The sequence below is a fragment of the Rhodopseudomonas rhenobacensis genome (assembly GCF_014203125.1).
Lineage (GTDB): Bacteria > Pseudomonadota > Alphaproteobacteria > Rhizobiales > Xanthobacteraceae > Rhodopseudomonas_A > Rhodopseudomonas_A rhenobacensis.
Map to the genome: position 1 here is coordinate 45,032 of NZ_JACHIH010000033.1, position 18,318 is coordinate 63,349.

The 18,318-nt window shown below is 66.7% G+C and carries 18 protein-coding genes; 7 read left to right on the forward strand and 11 right to left on the reverse strand.

Features of this window, described 5'->3' with window-relative positions:
* Window positions 1–43: 43 nt before the first annotated feature.
* The 5 genes from HNR60_RS20090 to iorA are packed head-to-tail and all read right to left on the reverse strand — an operon-like array spanning window position 44 to window position 5,334.
* Window positions 44–598: a 2-oxoacid:acceptor oxidoreductase family protein gene (locus tag HNR60_RS20090; RefSeq protein ID WP_184261363.1), complete on the reverse strand. Its 555-nt coding sequence runs from the start codon at window positions 596–598 to the stop codon at window positions 44–46.
* A complete protein-coding gene (locus tag HNR60_RS20095; RefSeq protein ID WP_184261364.1) occupies window positions 598–1,437 on the reverse strand; it encodes a 2-oxoacid:ferredoxin oxidoreductase subunit beta in 840 nt (279 codons plus the stop codon). Before HNR60_RS20095 ends, HNR60_RS20090 begins: the two co-directional genes overlap by 1 nt.
* Complete coding sequence (locus tag HNR60_RS20100; RefSeq protein ID WP_184261366.1) at window positions 1,437–2,597, reverse strand: 2-oxoacid:acceptor oxidoreductase subunit alpha; 1,161 nt, start codon at window positions 2,595–2,597, stop codon at window positions 1,437–1,439. The genes HNR60_RS20095 and HNR60_RS20100 overlap by 1 nt, the downstream gene beginning before the upstream one ends.
* A complete protein-coding gene (locus HNR60_RS20105) occupies window positions 2,594–3,517 on the reverse strand; it encodes a 2-oxoacid:acceptor oxidoreductase family protein (RefSeq protein WP_184261368.1) in 924 nt (307 codons plus the stop codon). Before HNR60_RS20105 ends, HNR60_RS20100 begins: the two co-directional genes overlap by 4 nt.
* Entirely contained in the window at window positions 3,514–5,334 is a 1,821-nt protein-coding gene (gene iorA / locus HNR60_RS20110; RefSeq protein ID WP_184261370.1) for an indolepyruvate ferredoxin oxidoreductase subunit alpha, read from the reverse strand. Before iorA ends, HNR60_RS20105 begins: the two co-directional genes overlap by 4 nt.
* A 257-nt stretch (window positions 5,335–5,591) precedes the next feature.
* On the opposite strand from iorA, the gene paaX reads away from it, so the two are divergent.
* From paaX to paaE, 6 genes are all read left to right on the forward strand, one after another.
* Complete coding sequence (gene paaX, locus HNR60_RS20115; RefSeq protein WP_184261372.1) at window positions 5,592–6,455, forward strand: phenylacetic acid degradation operon negative regulatory protein PaaX; 864 nt, start codon at window positions 5,592–5,594, stop codon at window positions 6,453–6,455.
* Window positions 6,456–6,543: 88 nt separating this feature from the next.
* Window positions 6,544–7,545 carry a 1,2-phenylacetyl-CoA epoxidase subunit PaaA gene (paaA, locus tag HNR60_RS20120; RefSeq protein ID WP_184261374.1) on the forward strand — a complete coding sequence of 334 codons (1,002 nt, stop codon included), beginning with the start codon at window positions 6,544–6,546 and terminating at the stop codon, window positions 7,543–7,545.
* A gap of 19 nt (window positions 7,546–7,564) precedes the next feature.
* A complete protein-coding gene (gene paaB, locus HNR60_RS20125; RefSeq protein WP_184261376.1) occupies window positions 7,565–7,852 on the forward strand; it encodes a 1,2-phenylacetyl-CoA epoxidase subunit PaaB in 288 nt (95 codons plus the stop codon).
* A gap of 166 nt (window positions 7,853–8,018) precedes the next feature.
* Window positions 8,019–8,795, forward strand: coding sequence for a 1,2-phenylacetyl-CoA epoxidase subunit PaaC (paaC, locus tag HNR60_RS20130; protein WP_184261378.1), 777 nt, complete (start codon window positions 8,019–8,021; stop codon window positions 8,793–8,795).
* On the forward strand, window positions 8,789–9,292 hold the full coding sequence (paaD, locus tag HNR60_RS20135) for a 1,2-phenylacetyl-CoA epoxidase subunit PaaD (protein ID WP_184261380.1): 504 nt from the start codon (window positions 8,789–8,791) through the stop codon (window positions 9,290–9,292). The genes paaC and paaD overlap by 7 nt, the downstream gene beginning before the upstream one ends.
* Before the next feature lie 196 nt (window positions 9,293–9,488).
* Window positions 9,489–10,577: a 1,2-phenylacetyl-CoA epoxidase subunit PaaE gene (paaE, locus tag HNR60_RS20140; protein WP_430695008.1), complete on the forward strand. Its 1,089-nt coding sequence runs from the start codon at window positions 9,489–9,491 to the stop codon at window positions 10,575–10,577.
* A gap of 262 nt (window positions 10,578–10,839) precedes the next feature.
* Here paaE and HNR60_RS20145 read toward each other — a convergent pair whose 3' ends face one another.
* From HNR60_RS20145 to paaG, 6 genes are all read right to left on the reverse strand, one after another.
* A complete protein-coding gene (locus tag HNR60_RS20145; protein ID WP_184261382.1) occupies window positions 10,840–11,151 on the reverse strand; it encodes an EthD family reductase in 312 nt (103 codons plus the stop codon).
* A 59-nt stretch (window positions 11,152–11,210) separates the two neighbouring features.
* Complete coding sequence (gene paaZ, locus HNR60_RS20150; RefSeq protein ID WP_184261384.1) at window positions 11,211–13,238, reverse strand: phenylacetic acid degradation bifunctional protein PaaZ; 2,028 nt, start codon at window positions 13,236–13,238, stop codon at window positions 11,211–11,213.
* A 195-nt stretch (window positions 13,239–13,433) separates the two neighbouring features.
* Complete coding sequence (locus HNR60_RS20155; RefSeq protein WP_184261386.1) at window positions 13,434–14,075, reverse strand: TetR-type transcription factor C-terminal domain-containing protein; 642 nt, start codon at window positions 14,073–14,075, stop codon at window positions 13,434–13,436.
* 9 nt (window positions 14,076–14,084) lie between these two features.
* Window positions 14,085–15,419: a phenylacetate--CoA ligase PaaK gene (paaK, locus tag HNR60_RS20160; RefSeq protein WP_184261388.1), complete on the reverse strand. Its 1,335-nt coding sequence runs from the start codon at window positions 15,417–15,419 to the stop codon at window positions 14,085–14,087.
* A gap of 9 nt (window positions 15,420–15,428) precedes the next feature.
* Window positions 15,429–15,905 (reverse strand): hydroxyphenylacetyl-CoA thioesterase PaaI, encoded by a 477-nt coding sequence (gene paaI, locus HNR60_RS20165; protein WP_184261390.1) that lies wholly within the window; start codon window positions 15,903–15,905, stop codon window positions 15,429–15,431.
* Window positions 15,905–16,696 (reverse strand): 2-(1,2-epoxy-1,2-dihydrophenyl)acetyl-CoA isomerase PaaG, encoded by a 792-nt coding sequence (paaG, locus tag HNR60_RS20170; RefSeq protein WP_184261392.1) that lies wholly within the window; start codon window positions 16,694–16,696, stop codon window positions 15,905–15,907. The genes paaI and paaG overlap by 1 nt, the downstream gene beginning before the upstream one ends.
* A gap of 198 nt (window positions 16,697–16,894) precedes the next feature.
* Here paaG and HNR60_RS20175 point away from each other — a divergent pair, with 198 nt between their 5' ends.
* On the forward strand, window positions 16,895–18,094 hold the full coding sequence (locus HNR60_RS20175; protein ID WP_184261394.1) for an ABC transporter substrate-binding protein: 1,200 nt from the start codon (window positions 16,895–16,897) through the stop codon (window positions 18,092–18,094).
* Window positions 18,095–18,318 lie beyond the last annotated feature (224 nt).

The window sequence follows — 18,318 nt, forward strand, 5'->3', positions numbered from 1 at the left end:
CTGTCGATCTTACGCTCGTTTCATGGGGCTTGCGCCCAAACTCTCAGGACGCCGCCGCCGCGACCGGCGTCGCCAGCGCGTAGCCGGCGGCCAGCGCATCCAAATTCAGATCGAGGAAAGCGCGCGGCGAACCCGTCCGCACCACCCGCTCGATCGATTGACGCTTGCAGATGCCGCTGAGCGCGATCAGCGCGCCGAGCGCCACGATGTTGGTGACGCGCTCGTTGCCCAATTCCAGCGCGGTGCGGCTGAGCGGCAGATGATGCCGCGGAGTGCTGCCGTCCGGCAGCTCCGGGCACAGCCTGGTGTCGGCGATCACCAGCGCGTCGGGCTTGATCCGCGGCCAGGACGGCTTGACCGCGAGCTTGTCGAGCAGCACCAGATAGTCGAACGCGATCGGCAAGGGATAATCGACCTCGCCATTCGCCACCACCAGGTCGGCGTTGCAGAAGCCGCCGCGCGAGGTCGGCTCGTAGGTCTGCGACTGCGCGACGTGCTTGCCTTCCGAAGCCAGCGCGTCGGCCAGCATCTTGCCGCTGAGGATCAGGCCCTGACCGCCGGTGCCGCCGAAACGCAGTTCGATCCGCGAATGAGGCATCACTTCGCTCCCTTTGCCACCACGGCAGCCGCCGCGCGCCGATGCGCCGCGCCGTATTCCGGTCGGTCGTTCTGGGTGAGAATGCCGGTCGGCAGCGAGGTCGAATGGAACGGGGTCTCGACCGTGTTGCGATAGGCGCTGGGGCGGATCTCGCTCTTCTGCCGCATGATCATCTCCGGCGACGAGCCGAGATCGTTCTTGCGGCCGAACACTTCGGTGCAATCCGACAGCACTTCGACAAAGGCGAAGCCGGGATGTTCGAGCCCGGCCTTGATCAATTCCTTGAGCTTCGGCACGTGCCGCGTCACTTCGCGGCCGACAAAGCCGGCGCCGGCCGCGGTCGCCAGCGCGCAGGCGTCGAAATTCGGCTCGTTGTTGCCGAGCGGCGTGGTCGTGGTCAGCCGCGACTCCGAGGTGGTCGGCGACACCTGGCCGCCGGTCATGCCGTAGATCTCGTTGTTGAGCATCAGGCAGGTGATTTTCAGATTGCGCCGACAGGCGTGGATCAGATGGTTGCCGCCGATCGCCAGGCAATCGCCGTCGCCACTGATCACCACGACATGCAGATCGGGCCGCGCCAGCGCCAGCCCGGTGGCGTAGGCCAGCGGCCGGCCGTGGGTGGTGTGGAAGGTGTTGGCGTCGATATAGGCCGACAACCGCCCGGCGCAGCCGATGCCCGACACCACGGCGAGCTTGTCCTTGTCGATGGCGAGATCGTGCAGCGCCCACAGCAGAGCGCGCAGCGCGATGCCGTGGCCGCAGCCCGGGCAGAGGAAATGCGGCATCATCTCCTTGCGGAGATAATCGCGGACGTCGAAATTCGCAGCGTCGGTGAACATCAGGCCTCCGAGGCGAGCGTGGTGGCGCGCGCGGCGATTTGCGCCGGCGTGATCGGCTCGCCGCTATACTGGTGCAGGCCCTCGACGCGATGGCGGCCGAGCAGCCGCTCCACCTCGAGCCGCAGCTGACCGATGTTGAGCTCCGGCACCAGCACGGCGCGGGCGCCCTTGCAGGCCTGCTGCAACGCCGCTTCCGGGAACGGCCACAGCGTGATCGGGCGGAACAGCCCGACATGCACGCCCTTGGCGCGGCAGATCTCGACCGCGCGCTTGGCGGCCCGCGCGCTGATGCCGATCGCGACGATCACCACGTCGGCGTCCTCGCAGCGGATCGCTTCCCAGGACTCGATCAGTTCGCGATGCAAATCGAGCTTGGAGTACAGCCGCGACATCGCGCGCTCGACCGCTTCCGGGTTCTGGGTCGGAAAGCCGTTCTCGCCATGGGTCAGCCCGGTGGTGTGGGTGCGATAGCCGTCGCCGGGGCGCGGCATCGCCGGGATGCCGTCGATGCCGGCGGCATAGGGCTTGTAGTCGGCGCGCGGCCCGCTCGCCCATTTGCGCTCGGCGCGGACACCGGACGGCGGCGCGAGCGCGACGGTCTCGGACGACTGCGCGATCACCTGGTCGTACAGCACGATCACCGGGGTGCGGCAGATCTCGGCGAGGTCGAAGGCGCGGATGGTCTCCTCGTAAATCTCTCGCACCGATGACGGCGCCAGCACGATCATCGGATAGTCGCCGTGGCTGCCGAACCTGGTCTGCATGATGTCGGCCTGCGACGGCCTTGTCGGCATGCCGGTGGACGGGCCACCGCGCATCACGTTGACGATGACGCAGGGGATTTCCGCGCCGGCGGCGTAGCCGATGTTTTCCTGCTTCAGCGAGAAGCCGGGACCCGAGGTCGCGGTCATCGCCTTGACGCCGCCCATCGAGGCGCCGATCACCGCGGCCATCGCCGAGATCTCGTCTTCCATCTGGATGAACACGCCGCCGGCCTGCGGCAAGCTCGTGACCAGCTTTTCGGCGATTTCCGACGACGGCGTGATCGGATAGCCGGCGAAGAACTTGCAGCCGGCGGCCACCGCGCCCTGCGCGCAGGCGCTGTTGCCGGACAACAGCTTCGCGGTCGATTTGCTCAGCGATTTGTCGTGCACGTTCATCGCGCGGTCCCTTCAGCGCCGGCCTGCGGATCGAGATGAACCCGGATCGCGAAATCCGGGCACAGCCATTCGCAGAGCCGGCAGCCGGTGCATTTCTCCGGCGCGGCCAATTCGGCGACCCGCTCGGCGTTCAATTTCAGGCAACGCTCCGGGCACAGCTTGACGCAGATGTCGCAGCTCTTGCACCAGTCGGCGTTGATCTCCAGCCGCGGCGCATAGGATGCGGCGACCGGGGCATGCACCAAGGGCACATCGGCCGCGGGCGCACGCGCCTCGGCGACCCAGGTGCGGCCGAGCCGGAACGCTTCCAGATTCACCGCGACGGTCTTCTTCGGCACGAAGTCGGCGACCGTGGTCTCCCAATCCGCGACCGGGAAATCCAGCGCATTCGACAAGGCGCCGAGCAGCACCACGTTGGCGGCGCGTTCGTTGCCGAGCTCTTCCGCCATGGTGGTGGCGTCGATCGCATAGCCTTCAGCGACGTAGCTCGCGACCTCGTCGGCGGTCTCGCGCGAATAGCGCATCGGCGCGCCGGGCGTGCGGTTGAGGCAGGCGAACGGCGGCACGATCCGTTTGGTGTCGCAGATGAAGATGCCGGTGTCGGGCTTCAGGAACGGCAACCAGCGCAGCCCCTCGGCCCATTCCAGCGCCACCAGCACGTCGGCCTCGCCCTTGGCGATGGTCGGCGACCACACCCGCTTGCCGAAGCGGACGTGACTGAACACCGAGCCGCCGCGCTTGGCCATGCCGTGCACTTCGCTCTGCTTGACCTCGAAGCCGCGCCATTGCGCCAGCGCCGCCAGCACCTTGGAGACCATGATGACGCCCTGGCCGCCGACCCCGACGATCAGCACGTTGAACGGCGGCTTGGCGGCGGACGGCGCCACCGCGGGCGCTGCGTCGATGCTGGTCTCGCTCATGGCGTCACCGGAGCGGCGATCTTGATACAGTCGATGGTGCAGACCTGGGCGCACAGCGTGCAGCCGATGCATAGCGCCGGATCGATCTTGACCCGATGCCGGCCCTCGAACCACTGATCGCTCCAGGTCAGCGCCGGGCAGCCGAGATTCATGCAGGACTGGCAGGCGGTGCACTGCCCGGTGACGATCTCCAGCGGCGGGCCTTTGATCTTTACCGGATCGAGCACGCAGGGCCGGTTGGAGATCAGCACCGCGACGCCGCGATAGGCGATCGCCTCGCGCAGCGCCTGCTGAGTCGCGGCGAGATCGTAGGAGTCGACCGTGCGAACCCATTTGACGCCGATGGCGCGGATCAGCGCCGCGTAGTCGATCTGCGGCGCCGGCTCGCCGCGCAGCGTCTTGCCGGTGCCGGGATGCTCCTGGCCGCCGGTCATCGCGGTGATGTGGTTGTCCAGCAGCATCACGGCGATGTTGGCCTGATTGTAGACCGCGTCGATCAGCGCCGGCAGGCCGGCATGCAGGAAAGTGGAGTCGCCGATGGTGGCGACGATCGGTTTGGTCTCGCCGGCCTTCGACATGCCGATGGCATTGCCGATCGAGGAGCCCATCGCCACGCAGGTGTCGAGGCCGCGCAGCGGATCGAGGCAACCCAGCGTGTAGCAGCCGATGTCGCCGGCGACGCGGGCGCCGGCGGCGCGCACCGCCAGGAAGCTCGACGTATGCGGACAGCCGGCGCACAGCACCGGCGGCCGGATCACCAGTTCCGGGGTCCAGCCGTTGGAGACCGGCTGCGGCGGCAGGAGGCCGGCCTTGACGAAACCGGCGCGCACCACTTCGGGGGAGAACTCGCCGGCGCGCGGGAACAGCGACTTGCCGGACACCGCAAAGCCGAGCGCGGCGATCTCCTTCTCGATCACCGGCTCGAGTTCTTCGACGACGAAGATCCGGTCGACCGTTTCGCAGAAATCGCGCAAAAGCTTCTCGGACAACGGCCAGGACGCGCCGAGCTTCAGCACGCTGGCCTCGGGCAGCACTTCGCGGACATACGGATAGCAGGTGCCGGCGGTGACGATGCCGAAACTGGTGTCGGCGATCTCGCAACTATTCAGCGGCGAAGTGGCAAAGTACTCCTTCAGCCGCTCTTCGCGTTCCAGCACGACGAGGTGACGCGCCCGCGCATGCGCCGGGATCATCACGTTCTTCGACGGCTTCTCGACGAAGCCGCGCGGCGGCGGCACGACCCGCTCGCCGACCGCGACCGGGCTGCGGGTATGCGACAGCCGGGTGGTGCCGCGCACGATCACCGGGGTGTCGAACTGTTCGGAAATCTCGAACGCCAGCTTGGTGTAGTCGAGCGCCTCCTGGGCGTCGGACGGCTCCAGCACCGGCACCGACGCCAGCATCGCGTAGAGCCGGCTGTCCTGCTCGTTCTGCGAAGAGTGAATGCCGGGATCGTCGCACACCGTCAGCACCAGGCCGCCGTTGACGCCGATATAGGTCGCCGTCATGAAGGCGTCGGCGGCGACGTTGAGGCCGACATGCTTCATCGAGGCGAGCGCACGGGCTCCGGTGAACGAGGCGCCGATCGCGACGTCGAGCGCGACCTTTTCATTGGTCGACCATTGCGCGTGAAGGTCTTCGACCGGATAGGTCGCGAGATTTTCCAGGATCTCGGTACTCGGCGTACCGGGATAAGCAGCGGCGACCCTGACGCCGGCCTCCCAGGCGCCGCGCGCGATCGCCTCGTTGCCGGTCAGCGGGCGAAACTCTTTGGCATCGCGCGGCAATGGCTCGGTGGATGGCCGGGGTGTGTGCATTGCGTAGCCTCCTTCAGCATACGCCGCCGCGGCGATCAGCCCAAGGAAAACACCATTCCAAATCTACCACTCAACGTAATTGAGCTATGTCAACGGCAGCTCACTCGTTAGTCAAACATTGATCAATCATGTAGCAGCGGCCGCACGCCACGCTATGATGCTAACTAGTATCACGCGCAACCGCACTCCTAGCGGCGTTCGCACATGCGAAGCTTTCGCGATTGGCGTGCGGCGCAAAATCCGCTACGGCTATCGCCATGGCCCACCCGCTCTCCCGCATCATCAATCGCTTCAAGCGAGAACCCTCCCGCACCGGCTCGCTCATCATCACGTTTTACGGCGACGCCATCCTGCCGCGCGGCGGATCGCTGTGGCTCGGCACGTTGCTGCAGTTTCTCGCATTGCTCGACACCGACGGCGGCGTGGTGCGCACCGCGGTGTCGCGGCTTGCCGCCGACGGCTGGCTCGCGCGCGACAAGGTCGGCCGCAAGAGTTTCTACAAGCTCGCAGCCAGCGGCCGCGAGCGGTTCGATCTCGCGGTGCAGCACGTTTACAATCCGCAGCCGGCGCCCTCGCAAGGCCGCTTCGAACTGCTGCTGATCGGCAACGGCGCCGACCGCGATGCCGCGCGGGCGGCCTTGAGCGAAGCCGGCTTCGGCAGCCCGCTGCCCGGCGTATGGGTGGCGCCGGCCGGCACCGCCGTGCCCGCGCTGGCTTCGGGCGCGATCCGGCTCGAGGCGTCAGCCGCCGCCGAGATGGGCGGACGGCTGATCGGCGCGAGTTGGCCGCTCGCCGAGATCGCCGCCTCGTATCGCGATTTCCTCAAGATTTTCGCGCCGCTGCAGGACTGGGTCGAGGGCGCCGAAACGCTGGCGCCGGCGGATGCGATGCTGGCGCGGATCCTGCTGATCCACCACTACCGCCGCGTCCTGCTGCGCGATCCGTTGCTCCCGGAAGCGCTGCTGCCGGCGGATTGGCCGGCGCCGCAGGCCCGGGCGTTCTGCGGGAAAATCTATCGCGCGCTGCTGCCGGCCTCCGAGCAATGGCTTGATACATATGGCGAAAGCGCCTCCGGCGCGTTGCCGCCGCCGGGCCGCGAACTGGCGCAGCGGTTCCGCTAATGGTCCTGCATTATGTTACAGGAATGACTTGCATAAGCAATTTTCTGTTATATATTGCAGGTAACAAGACCCTAGGGAGACGAGCGCCATGTACACTCAGGCCCTCAATGCGCCGCAGAGCGACGAGCGTCACCTGGAAGACGCCGACAAGTCGGCGCGGTTCGAAGCGCGCGTCGCCAACGAGCAGCGCATCGAGCCGAACGACTGGATGCCGGCGGCCTATCGCAAGACGCTGACCCGGCAGATCTCGCAGCACGCGCATTCCGAAATCGTCGGCATGCTGCCGGAAGGCAACTGGATCACCCGCGCCCCGACGCTGCGCCGCAAGGCCGCCCTGCTCGCCAAGGTGCAGGACGAATGCGGCCACGGGCTTTATCTCTACGCCGCCGCCGAGACGCTCGGCAGCTCGCGCGAGGAGCTGGTCGACCAGCTCTTGGGCGGCAAGGCGAAATACTCCTCGATCTTCAACTATCCGACGCTGACCTGGGCCGACATCGGCGCGATCGGCTGGCTGGTCGACGGTGCGGCGATCATGAACCAGATCCCGCTGTGCCGCTGCTCCTACGGCCCCTATGCGCGGGCGATGATCCGGGTGTGCAAGGAGGAATCTTTTCACCAGCGCCAGGGCTACGAGATCATGGTGACGCTGTCGCGCGGCACCGACGAACAAAAGGCGATGGCGCAGGACGCGCTGAACCGCTGGTGGTGGCCGTGCCTGATGATGTTCGGCCCGCCCGATCAGCAGAGCCAGCACGGCAATCAATCCACCCGCTGGAAGATCAAGCGCTTCAGTAACGACGAGCTGCGGCAGAAATTCGTCGATGCCACGGTGCCGCAGGCGCGCTATCTCGGGCTGACGATGCCCGACCCCGAACTGCGCTTCAACGACGCGACGCAGCATTGGGACTTTGGGGCGATCGACTGGCAGGAATTCGCCGACGTGCTGGCCGGCTTTGGGCCGTGCAACCGCGACCGCATGGCGGCGCGGCGCAAGGCCCATGACGACGGCGCCTGGGTGCGCGAGGCGGCGCAGGCCTATGCCGACAAAGAACGCGCGCGCCGCGCGGCCGACAACGCGGTTGCGGCCTAGACATCAGCAGGAGCCACGCATGAGCGAACCGAACAGTCAGCTCTGGGAAGTGTTCATCCGCAGCCGCAACGGCCTCGCGCATAAGCACGCCGGGTCGTTGCATGCCGCTGATAGCACGCTGGCGCTGCAGGCGGCGCGCGACGTCTACACCCGGCGCGGCGAAGGGCTGTCGATCTGGGTGGTGCCGTCGAACGCCATCACCGCCTCGGACCCCGCCGAAGCCGGCATGATGTTCGAACCGGCGCAGTCCAAGATCTACCGCCACCCGACGTTCTACGACGTGCCGGACGAAGTCGGGCATATGTAGGCGCCTCCTCGTCATTGCGAGCCGCCGGCTGGCGCGAAGCGCCATCCGGTGAGCGAAGCAATCCAGGGGCTGCACATGGAGCCCTGGATTGCTTCGTCGCTTCGCTCCTCGCAAAGACGCAGCTATCGCATCGCGACCGTCGCCGCGCAGAAGGACGTTGAACGACATGGCCACCGCATCGATCGCAATCGTCGAAACCCCGCTGGTCAACTACGCGCTGCGGCGCGGCGATGACGCGCTGATCCTCGGCCATCGGCTGTCCGAATGGTGCGGCCACGCGCCGATGCTGGAGGAGGACATGGCGCTGGCCAATATGGGGCTCGACCTGATCGGCCAGGCGCGCGAACTCTACAGCTACGCCGCGCAGGCCGAAGGCGCGGCCAACACCGAGGACACGCTCGCCTATCTGCGCGACGTCCGGCAATATCGCAACCTGTTGCTGGTCGAGCAGCCGAACGGCGATTTCGCCCGCACCATGCTGCGGCAGTTGTTCTACTCGGCGTTCGCCGATCCGTATTGGCGGGCGATGATGGGCTCGAGCGATCCGACGCTGGCGGCGATCGCGGCGAAGTCGGAGAAAGAGAGCGCCTACCACCTGCGCCACGCCTCCGAATGGGTGATCCGGCTCGGCGACGGCACCGAGGAAAGCCATCGCCGCGCGCAGACCGCGATCGACGAATTGTGGGCGTTCACCGGCGAATTGTTTCATGTCGACGACGGCGACGCCGCGCTGATCAAAGACGGCATCGCGATCGATCCGGAGCGCCTGCGCGGCGTCTGGAGCGAGACCATTGCGACCGTGCTCAGCCGCGCGACGCTGCAGCGGCCGAATTCGGATTGGATGCAGCAGGGCGGCCGCGCCGGCCATCACAGCGAACATCTCGGCCATCTGCTCAGCGAATTGCAGTCGTTGCAGCGCAGCTTTCCGGGCGCGACATGGTGAGCGCGGCCGTCGATCTCGACGCGTTGCGGCAACGGGCCTGGGCCGCTGCGGCGACGGTGGTCGATCCGGAGATTCCCGTCTTGACCATCGCAGACCTCGGCGTGCTGCGTGACGTCACGGTGAAAGACAGCCATGTCGAAGTCGCGATCACGCCGACCTATTCGGGCTGTCCGGCGATGAACATGATCGCGCTGGAGATCGAGCTGGCGCTGGCCCGCGAGGGCATCGCCGGCGCTAAAATCACCACCGTGCTGTCGCCGGCCTGGACCACCGACTGGATGAGCGACGACGGCCGCCGCAAGCTTAAGGACTACGGCATCGCTCCGCCGGTCTCGGGCGGCGGTCGCCGCGCGCTGTTCGGCGAGCAGCAGGTCGCCTGCCCGCAATGCGGCTCGATCGCGACGACCGTGCTGTCGGAATTCGGCTCGACCTCGTGCAAAGCGCTGTGGCGCTGCCTGGATTGCCGCGAGCCGTTCGATTACTTCAAGTGTCATTAGGCAGTGAGATGGAAATACGTCTCGCAACCCGTGCAGCTTCACCTCTCCCTTTGGGAGAGGTCGGCGCGAAGCGCCGGGTGAGGGGTTACAGTCCATCGATAGGCCGTACCCCCTCACCCCACCCCTCTCCCCATGGGAGAGGGAGCAGGCTGCCGACGCGGCAACGCCACACTCCCAGTCCATCAAAGAGGGCGGAATCGTGCTGACGTCCCACACGCCGAAATTCCATCGCCTTGCGATTGCCGAGGTGCGCCGCGAAACCCCCGACGCGGTGTCGATGAGCTTTGCGATCCCCGAGGAGCTTTCCGCGGACTACGCCTTCGCGCCGGGCCAATATCTGACGCTGCGCACCACGCTTGACGGCGAGGAACTGCGTCGCTCCTATTCGATCTGCTCGGGGCCCGACGATCGCGAGCTGCGCATCGCGGTGAAGAAGGTCAACGGCGGCGCGTTTTCGAGCTGGGCGCTCGAGCAGCTGAAAGCCGGCGACCAGATCGAGGTGATGACGCCGACCGGCCGGTTCGGCGTGGCGCATGCGCCGGATCAGGCGCGCATCCACGTCGGCTTCGCCGCCGGCTCCGGCATCACGCCCTTGATCTCGATCATCCGCGGCATCCTGGCGCGCGAACCGAACAGCCGGTTCTTCCTGTTCTACGGCAACCGCACCGCCAACGACATTCTGTTCCGCCAGGCGCTGCAGGACTTGAAAGACCGCTTCATGGCAAGGCTCGCGGTGTTTCACGTGCTCTCGCAAGAGGAGCAGGATCTGCCGATCCTGCACGGCCGGCTCGATCGCGAGCGGGTGACGCTGCTGTTGCGGTCGATGCTGCCGGCGCAGGCGATCGATCACGTCTTCATCTGCGGGCCGACCACGATGAGCGAGGAGATCGCCGCGACCTGCGCCGAGCTCGGCGTGCCGGGCGATCACGTCCATGTCGAGCGCTTCGTCGCGGGCTCCGGCGGCAAGCCGCGACCGACCCCGGTGATCGCGCCGGAAGCGCCGCCGGCGGCGATCGCAGCACTGATCATCGACGGCAAGCGCAAAGAGGTGCCGGTCGCCGAGGGCGAGGCGATCCTCGACGCCGCATTGCGCGCCGGCATGGACCTGCCCTACGCCTGCAAGGGCGGGATGTGCTCGACCTGCCGCGCCAAGGTGATCGAGGGCGAAACCCGGATGGACGTCAACTATTCGCTGGAGCCCTGGGAGCTGGACGCCGGCTTCGTGCTGACCTGCCAGGCGCATGCGGTGTCGGATCGCGTGGTGATCGATTACGACGCGGTGTGACGGGCGGGCGTGTGAGCGCCTGCCGTTTGATGGAGTCGCGTCCAGCAACGCTGGCCGTCATTCCGGGGCGCGAGGGCGTAAGCCCCGAGCGAACCCGGAATCTTGCTGCCGGGGATGGCTTATCCTCGTGGCGAGATTCCGGGTTCGCTTGCAGCTTCGCTGCGCGCGCCCCGGAATGACGGCTTCAATATTGGGCGCCACATCACTCGACTTGAACAGCTCAGCCTACGCCAGCCGGAACAGCTCGGCCCACGCGTCCCTCCTACTGCAACACGTCGTTGATCTGCAGCGACGGCTGGCTGTTGGTGAAGTGCGGGATGTCGGCGAAGATCTCGCGGCCGTGCGCCTTGCCGGCGGCCTTGAAGGCGTCGAGCGATTCGAAGGTCAACAGCGCCATCATCTGATAGTCCGGCGCGATGCCGTCCGGCTTGCCGATGCCGCGCAGCACCTGGACGTGGCGCAGGCCGTGCGCCGACCAGCGCTCCTTCAGCAGCGGAATGTGCTTCTGCAGATAATAGTCCAGGTCGAATGTCGACTCCGCTCCGGCCGGATACATCACCGTGACGAGAATCATCGCTTCCTCCGCTGTCGTTGTTGATTGTCGGGCAGCTTAGCCGCAATCGCCCGTCGACATCAATCAGCGCGCATCGCGTTCATGGTCAGGAGTTCATAGGTCGCGGCGGTGTCGCCCGCGCCGGTGGTGATCTCGACGTCCCAGCGCACCTCGCCATATTGCGCGTTGCGCGGCGATTTTTCCTTGGCGGTGAGCCGCACCTTGATGGCCTCGCCAGGCAAAACCGGCTTGATGAAGCGGAGCGAATCCAGGCCGTAATTCGCCAGCACCGGGCCGGGATCGGGATCGACGAACAGCCCGGCGGCGAACGACAACAAGAGATAGCCATGCGCGACGCGGCCGGGGAAGAACGGATGGCCCTTGGTCGCCTCCTCGTCCATGTGGGCATAGAAGGTGTCGCCGGTGAAATGCGCGAAGTGCTCGATGTCTTGCAGCGTCACCACGCGCTCCTTGGACTGAAAGCTCTGGCCGATCGCCAGATCCTCGAAATGATAGCGGAACGGGTGCCGCTCCGCCTCGATCAGCGGCGCGCCCTTCGACCAGCTCACGGTGATCGCGCTCAGCATCGCGGGCGAACCCTGCAACGCGGTGCGTTGCATGTAATGCGCGAGGCTGCGCAGGCCGCCGAGTTCCTCGCCGCCGCCGGCGCGGCCGGGGCCGCCATGCAGCAGCTGCGGCATCGGCGAGCCGTGGCCGGTCTGCTCCTTGGCGCAGTCGCGATCGACGATCAGCAACCGGCCATGGAAACTGCCGACGCCGAACACCAGCTCGGCCGCGGTGTCGGCATCAAAGGTGTAGACCGACGCCACCAGGCTGCCGCCGCCGCGATTGGTCAGCGCGATCGCCTCGCCGAGATCGCCGTAAGCCATCAGCGTGCAGACCGGGCCGAACGCTTCCACCTCGTGCACCGCGGTCGCGCGCGCCGGATCGGCGCAATGCAGCAACAGCGGCGGCAGGAACGCGCCGCGGCGGGCGTCGGCGCCTTCGACCTCGAAATTGTTGGGGTCGCCGGCGATCAGTTCGGCCTCTTGGCGCAGTGTGGCGACATGGTCGAGCACGTCGCGGCGCTGATCGAGCCCGACCAGCGGTCCCATCCGCACACTCTCCAGTTCCGGATCGCCGATCGTCACCGCGGCGAGCCGCGTGCGCAACGCGGCGATCGCGGCGTCGAGATGTGCGGAGGGCACCAGCGCGCGGCGGATCGCGGTGCATTTCTGTCCGGCCTTCACCGTCATCTCCTTCGCCACTTCCTTGACGAACAGATCGAACTCCGGCGTGCCGGGTGCGGCGTCCGGCGCCAGGATCGCTGCGTTCAGCGAATCGCGTTCGGCGATGAAGCGCACCGCCTCGCGCGCGATCACCGGATGGCGCTGCAGCGTCTGCGAGGTCGCGGCCGATCCGGTGAACGACACCACGTCCTGGCAGGTCAGATGATCGAACAGGTCGTCGGTCGAGCCGACCAGAAACTGCAGCGCGCCGTCGGGCAGGATCTGCGACTCCGCGATCAGCCGCGCCAGCGCGTGCGCGACATAGCTCGTCACCGTGGCGGGCTTGCTGATCACCGGCATGCCGGCGAGCAAGGCGGGAGCCAGTTTCTCCAACAACCCCCAGCAGGGAAAGTTGAACGCGTTGATATGCAGCGCGACGCCGCGCAGCGGCGTGACGATGTGCCGGCCGGCGAAGTTGCCCGCTTTCGACAGCGGCTCGACGCCGCCGTCGAGCAGGAATTTTGCGTTCGGCAGTTCGCGGCGGCCCTTGCCCGCATAGGCCAGCAGCGTGCCGATGCCGCCGTCGACGTCGATCAACGCGTCGCCCCGGGTGGCGCCGGTGGCGAACGAGAGTTTGTAAAGCTGCTCCTTACGCTCGCCGAGATAGGTCGCGAGCTTCTTCAACAGCTCGGCGCGCTGGTGAAAGCTCAGCCGTCGCAGGTTCGCGCCGCCTGTCTCACGACCGTAAGCCAGCGTCTGCCGCAGATCGAGCCCGCCGCTGCTGGCCTCCGCCACTACATCGCCGGTCACCGCGCTGCGGATCTCGATCAGGTTGCGGCCGGCGCGCCACTGGCCCTGCACAAAGCTCTCAAGTTTCATCGGATGGTCCTGCGGTTTGATTCATGACGGAGCCTCATGGTGAGGAGCGCGCCCATCGGGCGCGCGTCTCGAACCATGAGCGGAACATCTCCTCATCCTTCGAGACGCCCGGCTCCGCTCTGCGAGCTCCGCCGGGCTCCTCAGGATGAGGAGTTGCAACTTTGTGCTTGGGCCACATCGTCTTGGGCCACATCGTCATCGCCGCCGCGCCGCGGCGCGTTTGGTGGGCGGAGCCGGCGCGCGCGCAAACAAATCCCGCGCGCCGTCGGCGATCAGCCGCGTTACCAGCTCGGCGTAGTCGGCGCGGCTCATCGCGCCGCCGTCGCTGAACCACAGATAGTGCCAGTTGACCATGCCGAACAGCGACATCGTCACCGGCTTCAGCAATGCAGTGCCCTTGAGCTGCGGCGCCACCGCGGCGACCGCATCGGCAAACGTGTGCACCAATTCGCGTTCGATGCTTTTCAGCGCGGTCTGGCGCGGCGGCGAGAGAAACCGCAGGCTGGAGATCTGCACATTGTGCTGGGCGTCGGCGTCGCGATAGGCCTCGAGCAGCGCCGCCACCAGCTCGCGCAATTGCGCATCGGGCGGAAGCTCCGGCCGCTGCGCCGCCTTCACCACCGCGAGCAATGCCTCGAGATGCGAGCGGATCACGTCGAACAGCAATTCGTCCTTATCCTTGTAGTAGTGATAGAGGTTGGCCTTGGAGACGCCGCAGGCTTCGGCGATCTTGTTCATCGAAGCGCGGTCGTAGCCGTATTCCGAGAACAGCTCCGCGGAGCGCTCCAGGATCGCGCGGCGCTTGTCGTCGTAATTGGTGGCGCGGGGACGTGCCATGGCGCCCTGCTAGGCCAACGGCCGGCGATCGACGATGCGCTTGGCCTTGCCGGCCGAGCGTTCGATGCTGTCGGGATCGCGGATGATCACCCGCGTGGTGATGCCGATGCTGTGCTTGATCGCCTGCTCGAGTCGATTGGCTGCGGCTTCGCGCAGCTCGCTCGCCGCCGCGTCCGGCCGCGCCTCGACGTGGACCTCGAGTTCGTCCATCCGGCCCGTGCGGGTCAGCACCAACTGATAGTGCATCGACAGCGCCGCGATGGTCAGCAGCTTCTCCTCTATCTGGCTCGGGAACAGGTTGACGCCGCGCAGGATGATCATGTCGTCGGTGCGGCCGGTGACCTTCTCCATCCGTCGCATCGACCGCGCGGTGCCGGGCAACAGCCGCGTCAGATCGCGGGTGCGATAGCGCACCACCGGCATCGCCTGCTTGGTCAACGAGGTGAACACCAGTTCGCCCTGCTCGCCGTCCGGCAACACTTTGCCGGAATCGGGGTCGATGATCTCCGGATAGAAATGATCCTCCCAGACGTGCAAGCCGTCTTTGGTCTCGACGCATTCCGAGGCGACGCCGGGGCCGATCACTTCGGAGAGTCCATAGATATCGACGGCGTGCAGATCGAAGGTCTCCTCGATCTCCTCGCGCATCGCGTTGGTCCAGGGTTCGGCGCCGAAGATGCCGACCTTGAGCGAAGATTTCCGCGGGTCGAGGCCCTGGCGGCGGAATTCGTCGAGGATCGCCAGCATGTAGGACGGCGTCACCATGATGATGTCGGGCTTGAAATCGGTGATCAGCTGCACCTGCCGCTCGGTCATGCCGCCGGACACCGGGATCACCATGCAGCCGAGCTTCTCGGCGCCGTAATGCGCGCCGAGCCCGCCGGTGAACAGGCCGTAGCCATAGGCGTTGTGCAGCTTCATGCCGGGGCGGCCGCCGGCGGCGCGGATCGAGCGCGCCACCACGTCGGCCCAGATCTCGATGTCGCCCTTGGTGTAGCCGACCACGGTCGGCTTGCCGGTGGTGCCCGACGAGGCATGCACCCGTGCGACCTCGTGCTCGGGCACCGCGAACATCCCGTAGGGATAGTTGTCGCGCAGATCGGCCTTGGTGGTGAACGGAAACTTTGCCAGATCGTCGAGCGATGTCAGATCGTCCGGATGCACGCCGGCGGCATCGAATTTCTTGCGATAGTGCGGCACGTTGTCATAGGCGTGGCGCAGCGACCAGCGCAGCTGTGAAAGCTGCCAGGCGCGCAGCTCGTCCAGCGAGGCGCGCTCGTAGTGATCGAGCGTGGCCGGTTCGGGGGCGAGCTGGCCGAGTTTGCGCAGAGGGATTTCAACCATGACGACCTATCAGTCTTGCGGAGCGTTGTTGTCGGGCGCCAAAATATCGCCGGCGACGGTGCGCGAATGGCCGCGAAATTCCGCGACCGCGACGTTGTCGGCGTCACGCACGGTGACGTCGTAAATGCCGCCGCGGCCCGCCTTGGCGCGCTCGACCGCGTGCGCGGTGAGCCGCGCGCCGACACGCACCGGCTGCAGGAACGTCACCGCGCATTGCTGCGCCACGGTGCGCTGGCCATAGGTGTTGCACGCATAGGCGAAGGCGGAGTCCGCCAGCGTGAAGATGAAGCCGCCGTGGCAGATGCCGTGACCGTTGGCCATCTCGTCGCGCACATTCATGGTCAGCACCGCCTCGCCGGGGCCGACGCGCACCACCGCGATGCCGAGCGTCTTGGTGGCGCGGTCGTCGCGCTGCATGGCGTCGGCGCAGGCTTCCGCCAGCACCTGCGGGTCGAGCCGGTCGATCGGTTTCTTGCGGGCGTGCATCATGGTCTCCCGATGAAGCGTGGCGGCCGCTTGTCGAAGAACGCCGCGACGGCTTCGCCGTAGTCCGCGGTGCGGCCGGCCTGGCCCTGCAGCTCGCATTCGAGATCGAGCTGCTGATCGAGGCTGTTGCTCTCCGACGCATCGAGCGCCTGCTTGATCAGCGCCAGCCCCGCGGTCGGCTGGGTGGCGAAATGCGCCGCCAGCCGGTGCGCCTCGGCGAGCAGCGCTGCGTCGTCGACGGCCCGCCAGATCATACCCCAGGCTTCCGCCTGCTCGGCCGCCACCGGCTCGGCCAGAAGCGCCAACCCGCGCGCCCGCGCGGCGCCGACCAGCCGCGGCAAAAACCAGCTGCCGCCGCTATCCGGCACCAGGCCGAGCTTGGCGAAGGCCTGGATGAATTTCGCCGACTTCGCCGCCAGCACAATGTCGCAGGCAAAGGCGATGTTGGCGCCGGCGCCGGCGGCGACGCCGTTGACCGCAGCGATCACCGGCATCGGCAGCGCGCGCAGTTTGCGCACCAGGGGGTTATAGTGCCGCGCCAGCGTGCCCGACAGATCCGGCGCTTCGCCCGGCGATGCTGCGACGTCGGCGAGATCCTGCCCGGCGCAGAAGCCGCGGCCTGCGCCGGTGAGAATCAGCACGCGGCAACTGGTATCGGCCTCGGCCGCGTGCAGCGCAGCGATCAGCGCCGCATGCAGATCGGCATTGAAGGCGTTGAGACGGTCGGGGCGATTGAGCGTGAGGACGCGATATCCGTCACGGATATCCGTCAGGACCAGATCTGTTTCCACCCTTGAACTCCGCGTCGGCTTGTTAGTTGCTCGCCGTTTGCAGGAGCACGTTACTATTGACCAACCGTCCGGTCAATTATATTGCTAGCCGAAAGCATGACGTGCGATCGGCGCTCGCAGCGCCGTATAAGATGCGTCAGTTTTGCCGGCCAAGCTCGTTCAAAAAACGCGAGCAGCCACACAGGGAGGGAATTGGACATGACGCCATCATTGCGTTTGACGGCTTTGCATTCCACGCGCCGACACATCGCCCGGCTGCTCGCGGCGGTCGCCGTCTCCGGTCTTGCCATCATCCCTTCCGCCTTCGCCCAAGCGACCGTCAAGGTCGGCTCGGTGCTGTCGGTGACCGGACCGGCGTCGTTCCTCGGCGATCCCGAGGACAAGACGCTGAAGCTCTATGTCGACAAGATCAATGCCGCGGGCGGCATCAGTGGCAAGAAGATCGAGCTGGTGGTCTACGACGACGGCGGCGACGCCAACAAGGCGCGCACCTTCGCCACCCGGCTGATCGAGGACGACAAGGTGGTGGCGATGGTCGGCGGCTCGACCACCGGCACCACGATGGCGATGATCCCGGTGTTCGAGGAGGCGCAGATCCCGTTCATCTCGCTGGCCGGCGCCATCGAAATCATCGAGCCGGTGCGCAAATACGTGTTCAAGACGCCGCACACCGACAAGATGGCCTGCGAGAAGATTTTCGAGAACATCAAGCAGCGCGGCTTCACCAAGGTGGCGCTGATCTCCGGCACCGACGGCTTCGGCTCGTCGATGCGGGCGCAATGCGTCAAGGTGGCGCCTACTTACGGCGTGCAGATCGTCACCGAGGAAACCTACGGCCCGCGCGACAGCGACATGACCGCGCAGCTCACCAAGATCAAGGGCACAGCCGGCATCCAGGCCGTGGTCAATCCGGGCTTCGGCCAGGGCCCGGCGATCGTCACCCGCAACTACGCGCAGCTCGGGATGTCCGCGACACCGCTGTATCAGAGCCACGGCGTCGCCTCGAAGAGCTTCATCGAACTCGCCGGCCCTGCGGCCGAGGGCGTGCGGCTGCCCGCCGCGGCGCTGCTGGTCGGCGACAAGCTGCCGGACGGCGATCCGCAGAAGAAGGTCGTGGTCGACTACAAGAAGACCTATGAGGACGCCACCAAGCAGCCGGTCTCGACCTTCGGCGGCCACGGCTATGACGGGCTGTTCATTCTGGTCGAGGCGATGAAGCGGGCGAATTCCACCGACCCGAAGAAGATCCGCGACGAGATCGAGAAGACCAAAGGCTTCGTCGGTACCGGCGGCATCGTGACCATGTCGCCGACCGATCACCTCGGGCTCGATTTGTCGGCGTTCCGCATGCTGGAAGTGAAGAGCGGCGACTGGACATTGCTGCCGTCGGGGAGCTGAGGGGTGCGAATGAACGGCGAGTGCAGCTACGTCACCTCTCCCCGCTTGCGGGGAGAGGTCGCCGCGCTCTTGCGCGGCGGGTGAGGGGGCGTCTCGCCAAGGGCGGCCTCGCGGAGGCGGGGGGGGGCGCCCCCCCCCCCCCCCCCCCCCCGCCGGGGGGGCCCCCCCCCCCCCCCCCGGGGGGGGTGGGAAATAAAAAGAGGGAAGCACGAGGGACCAACACG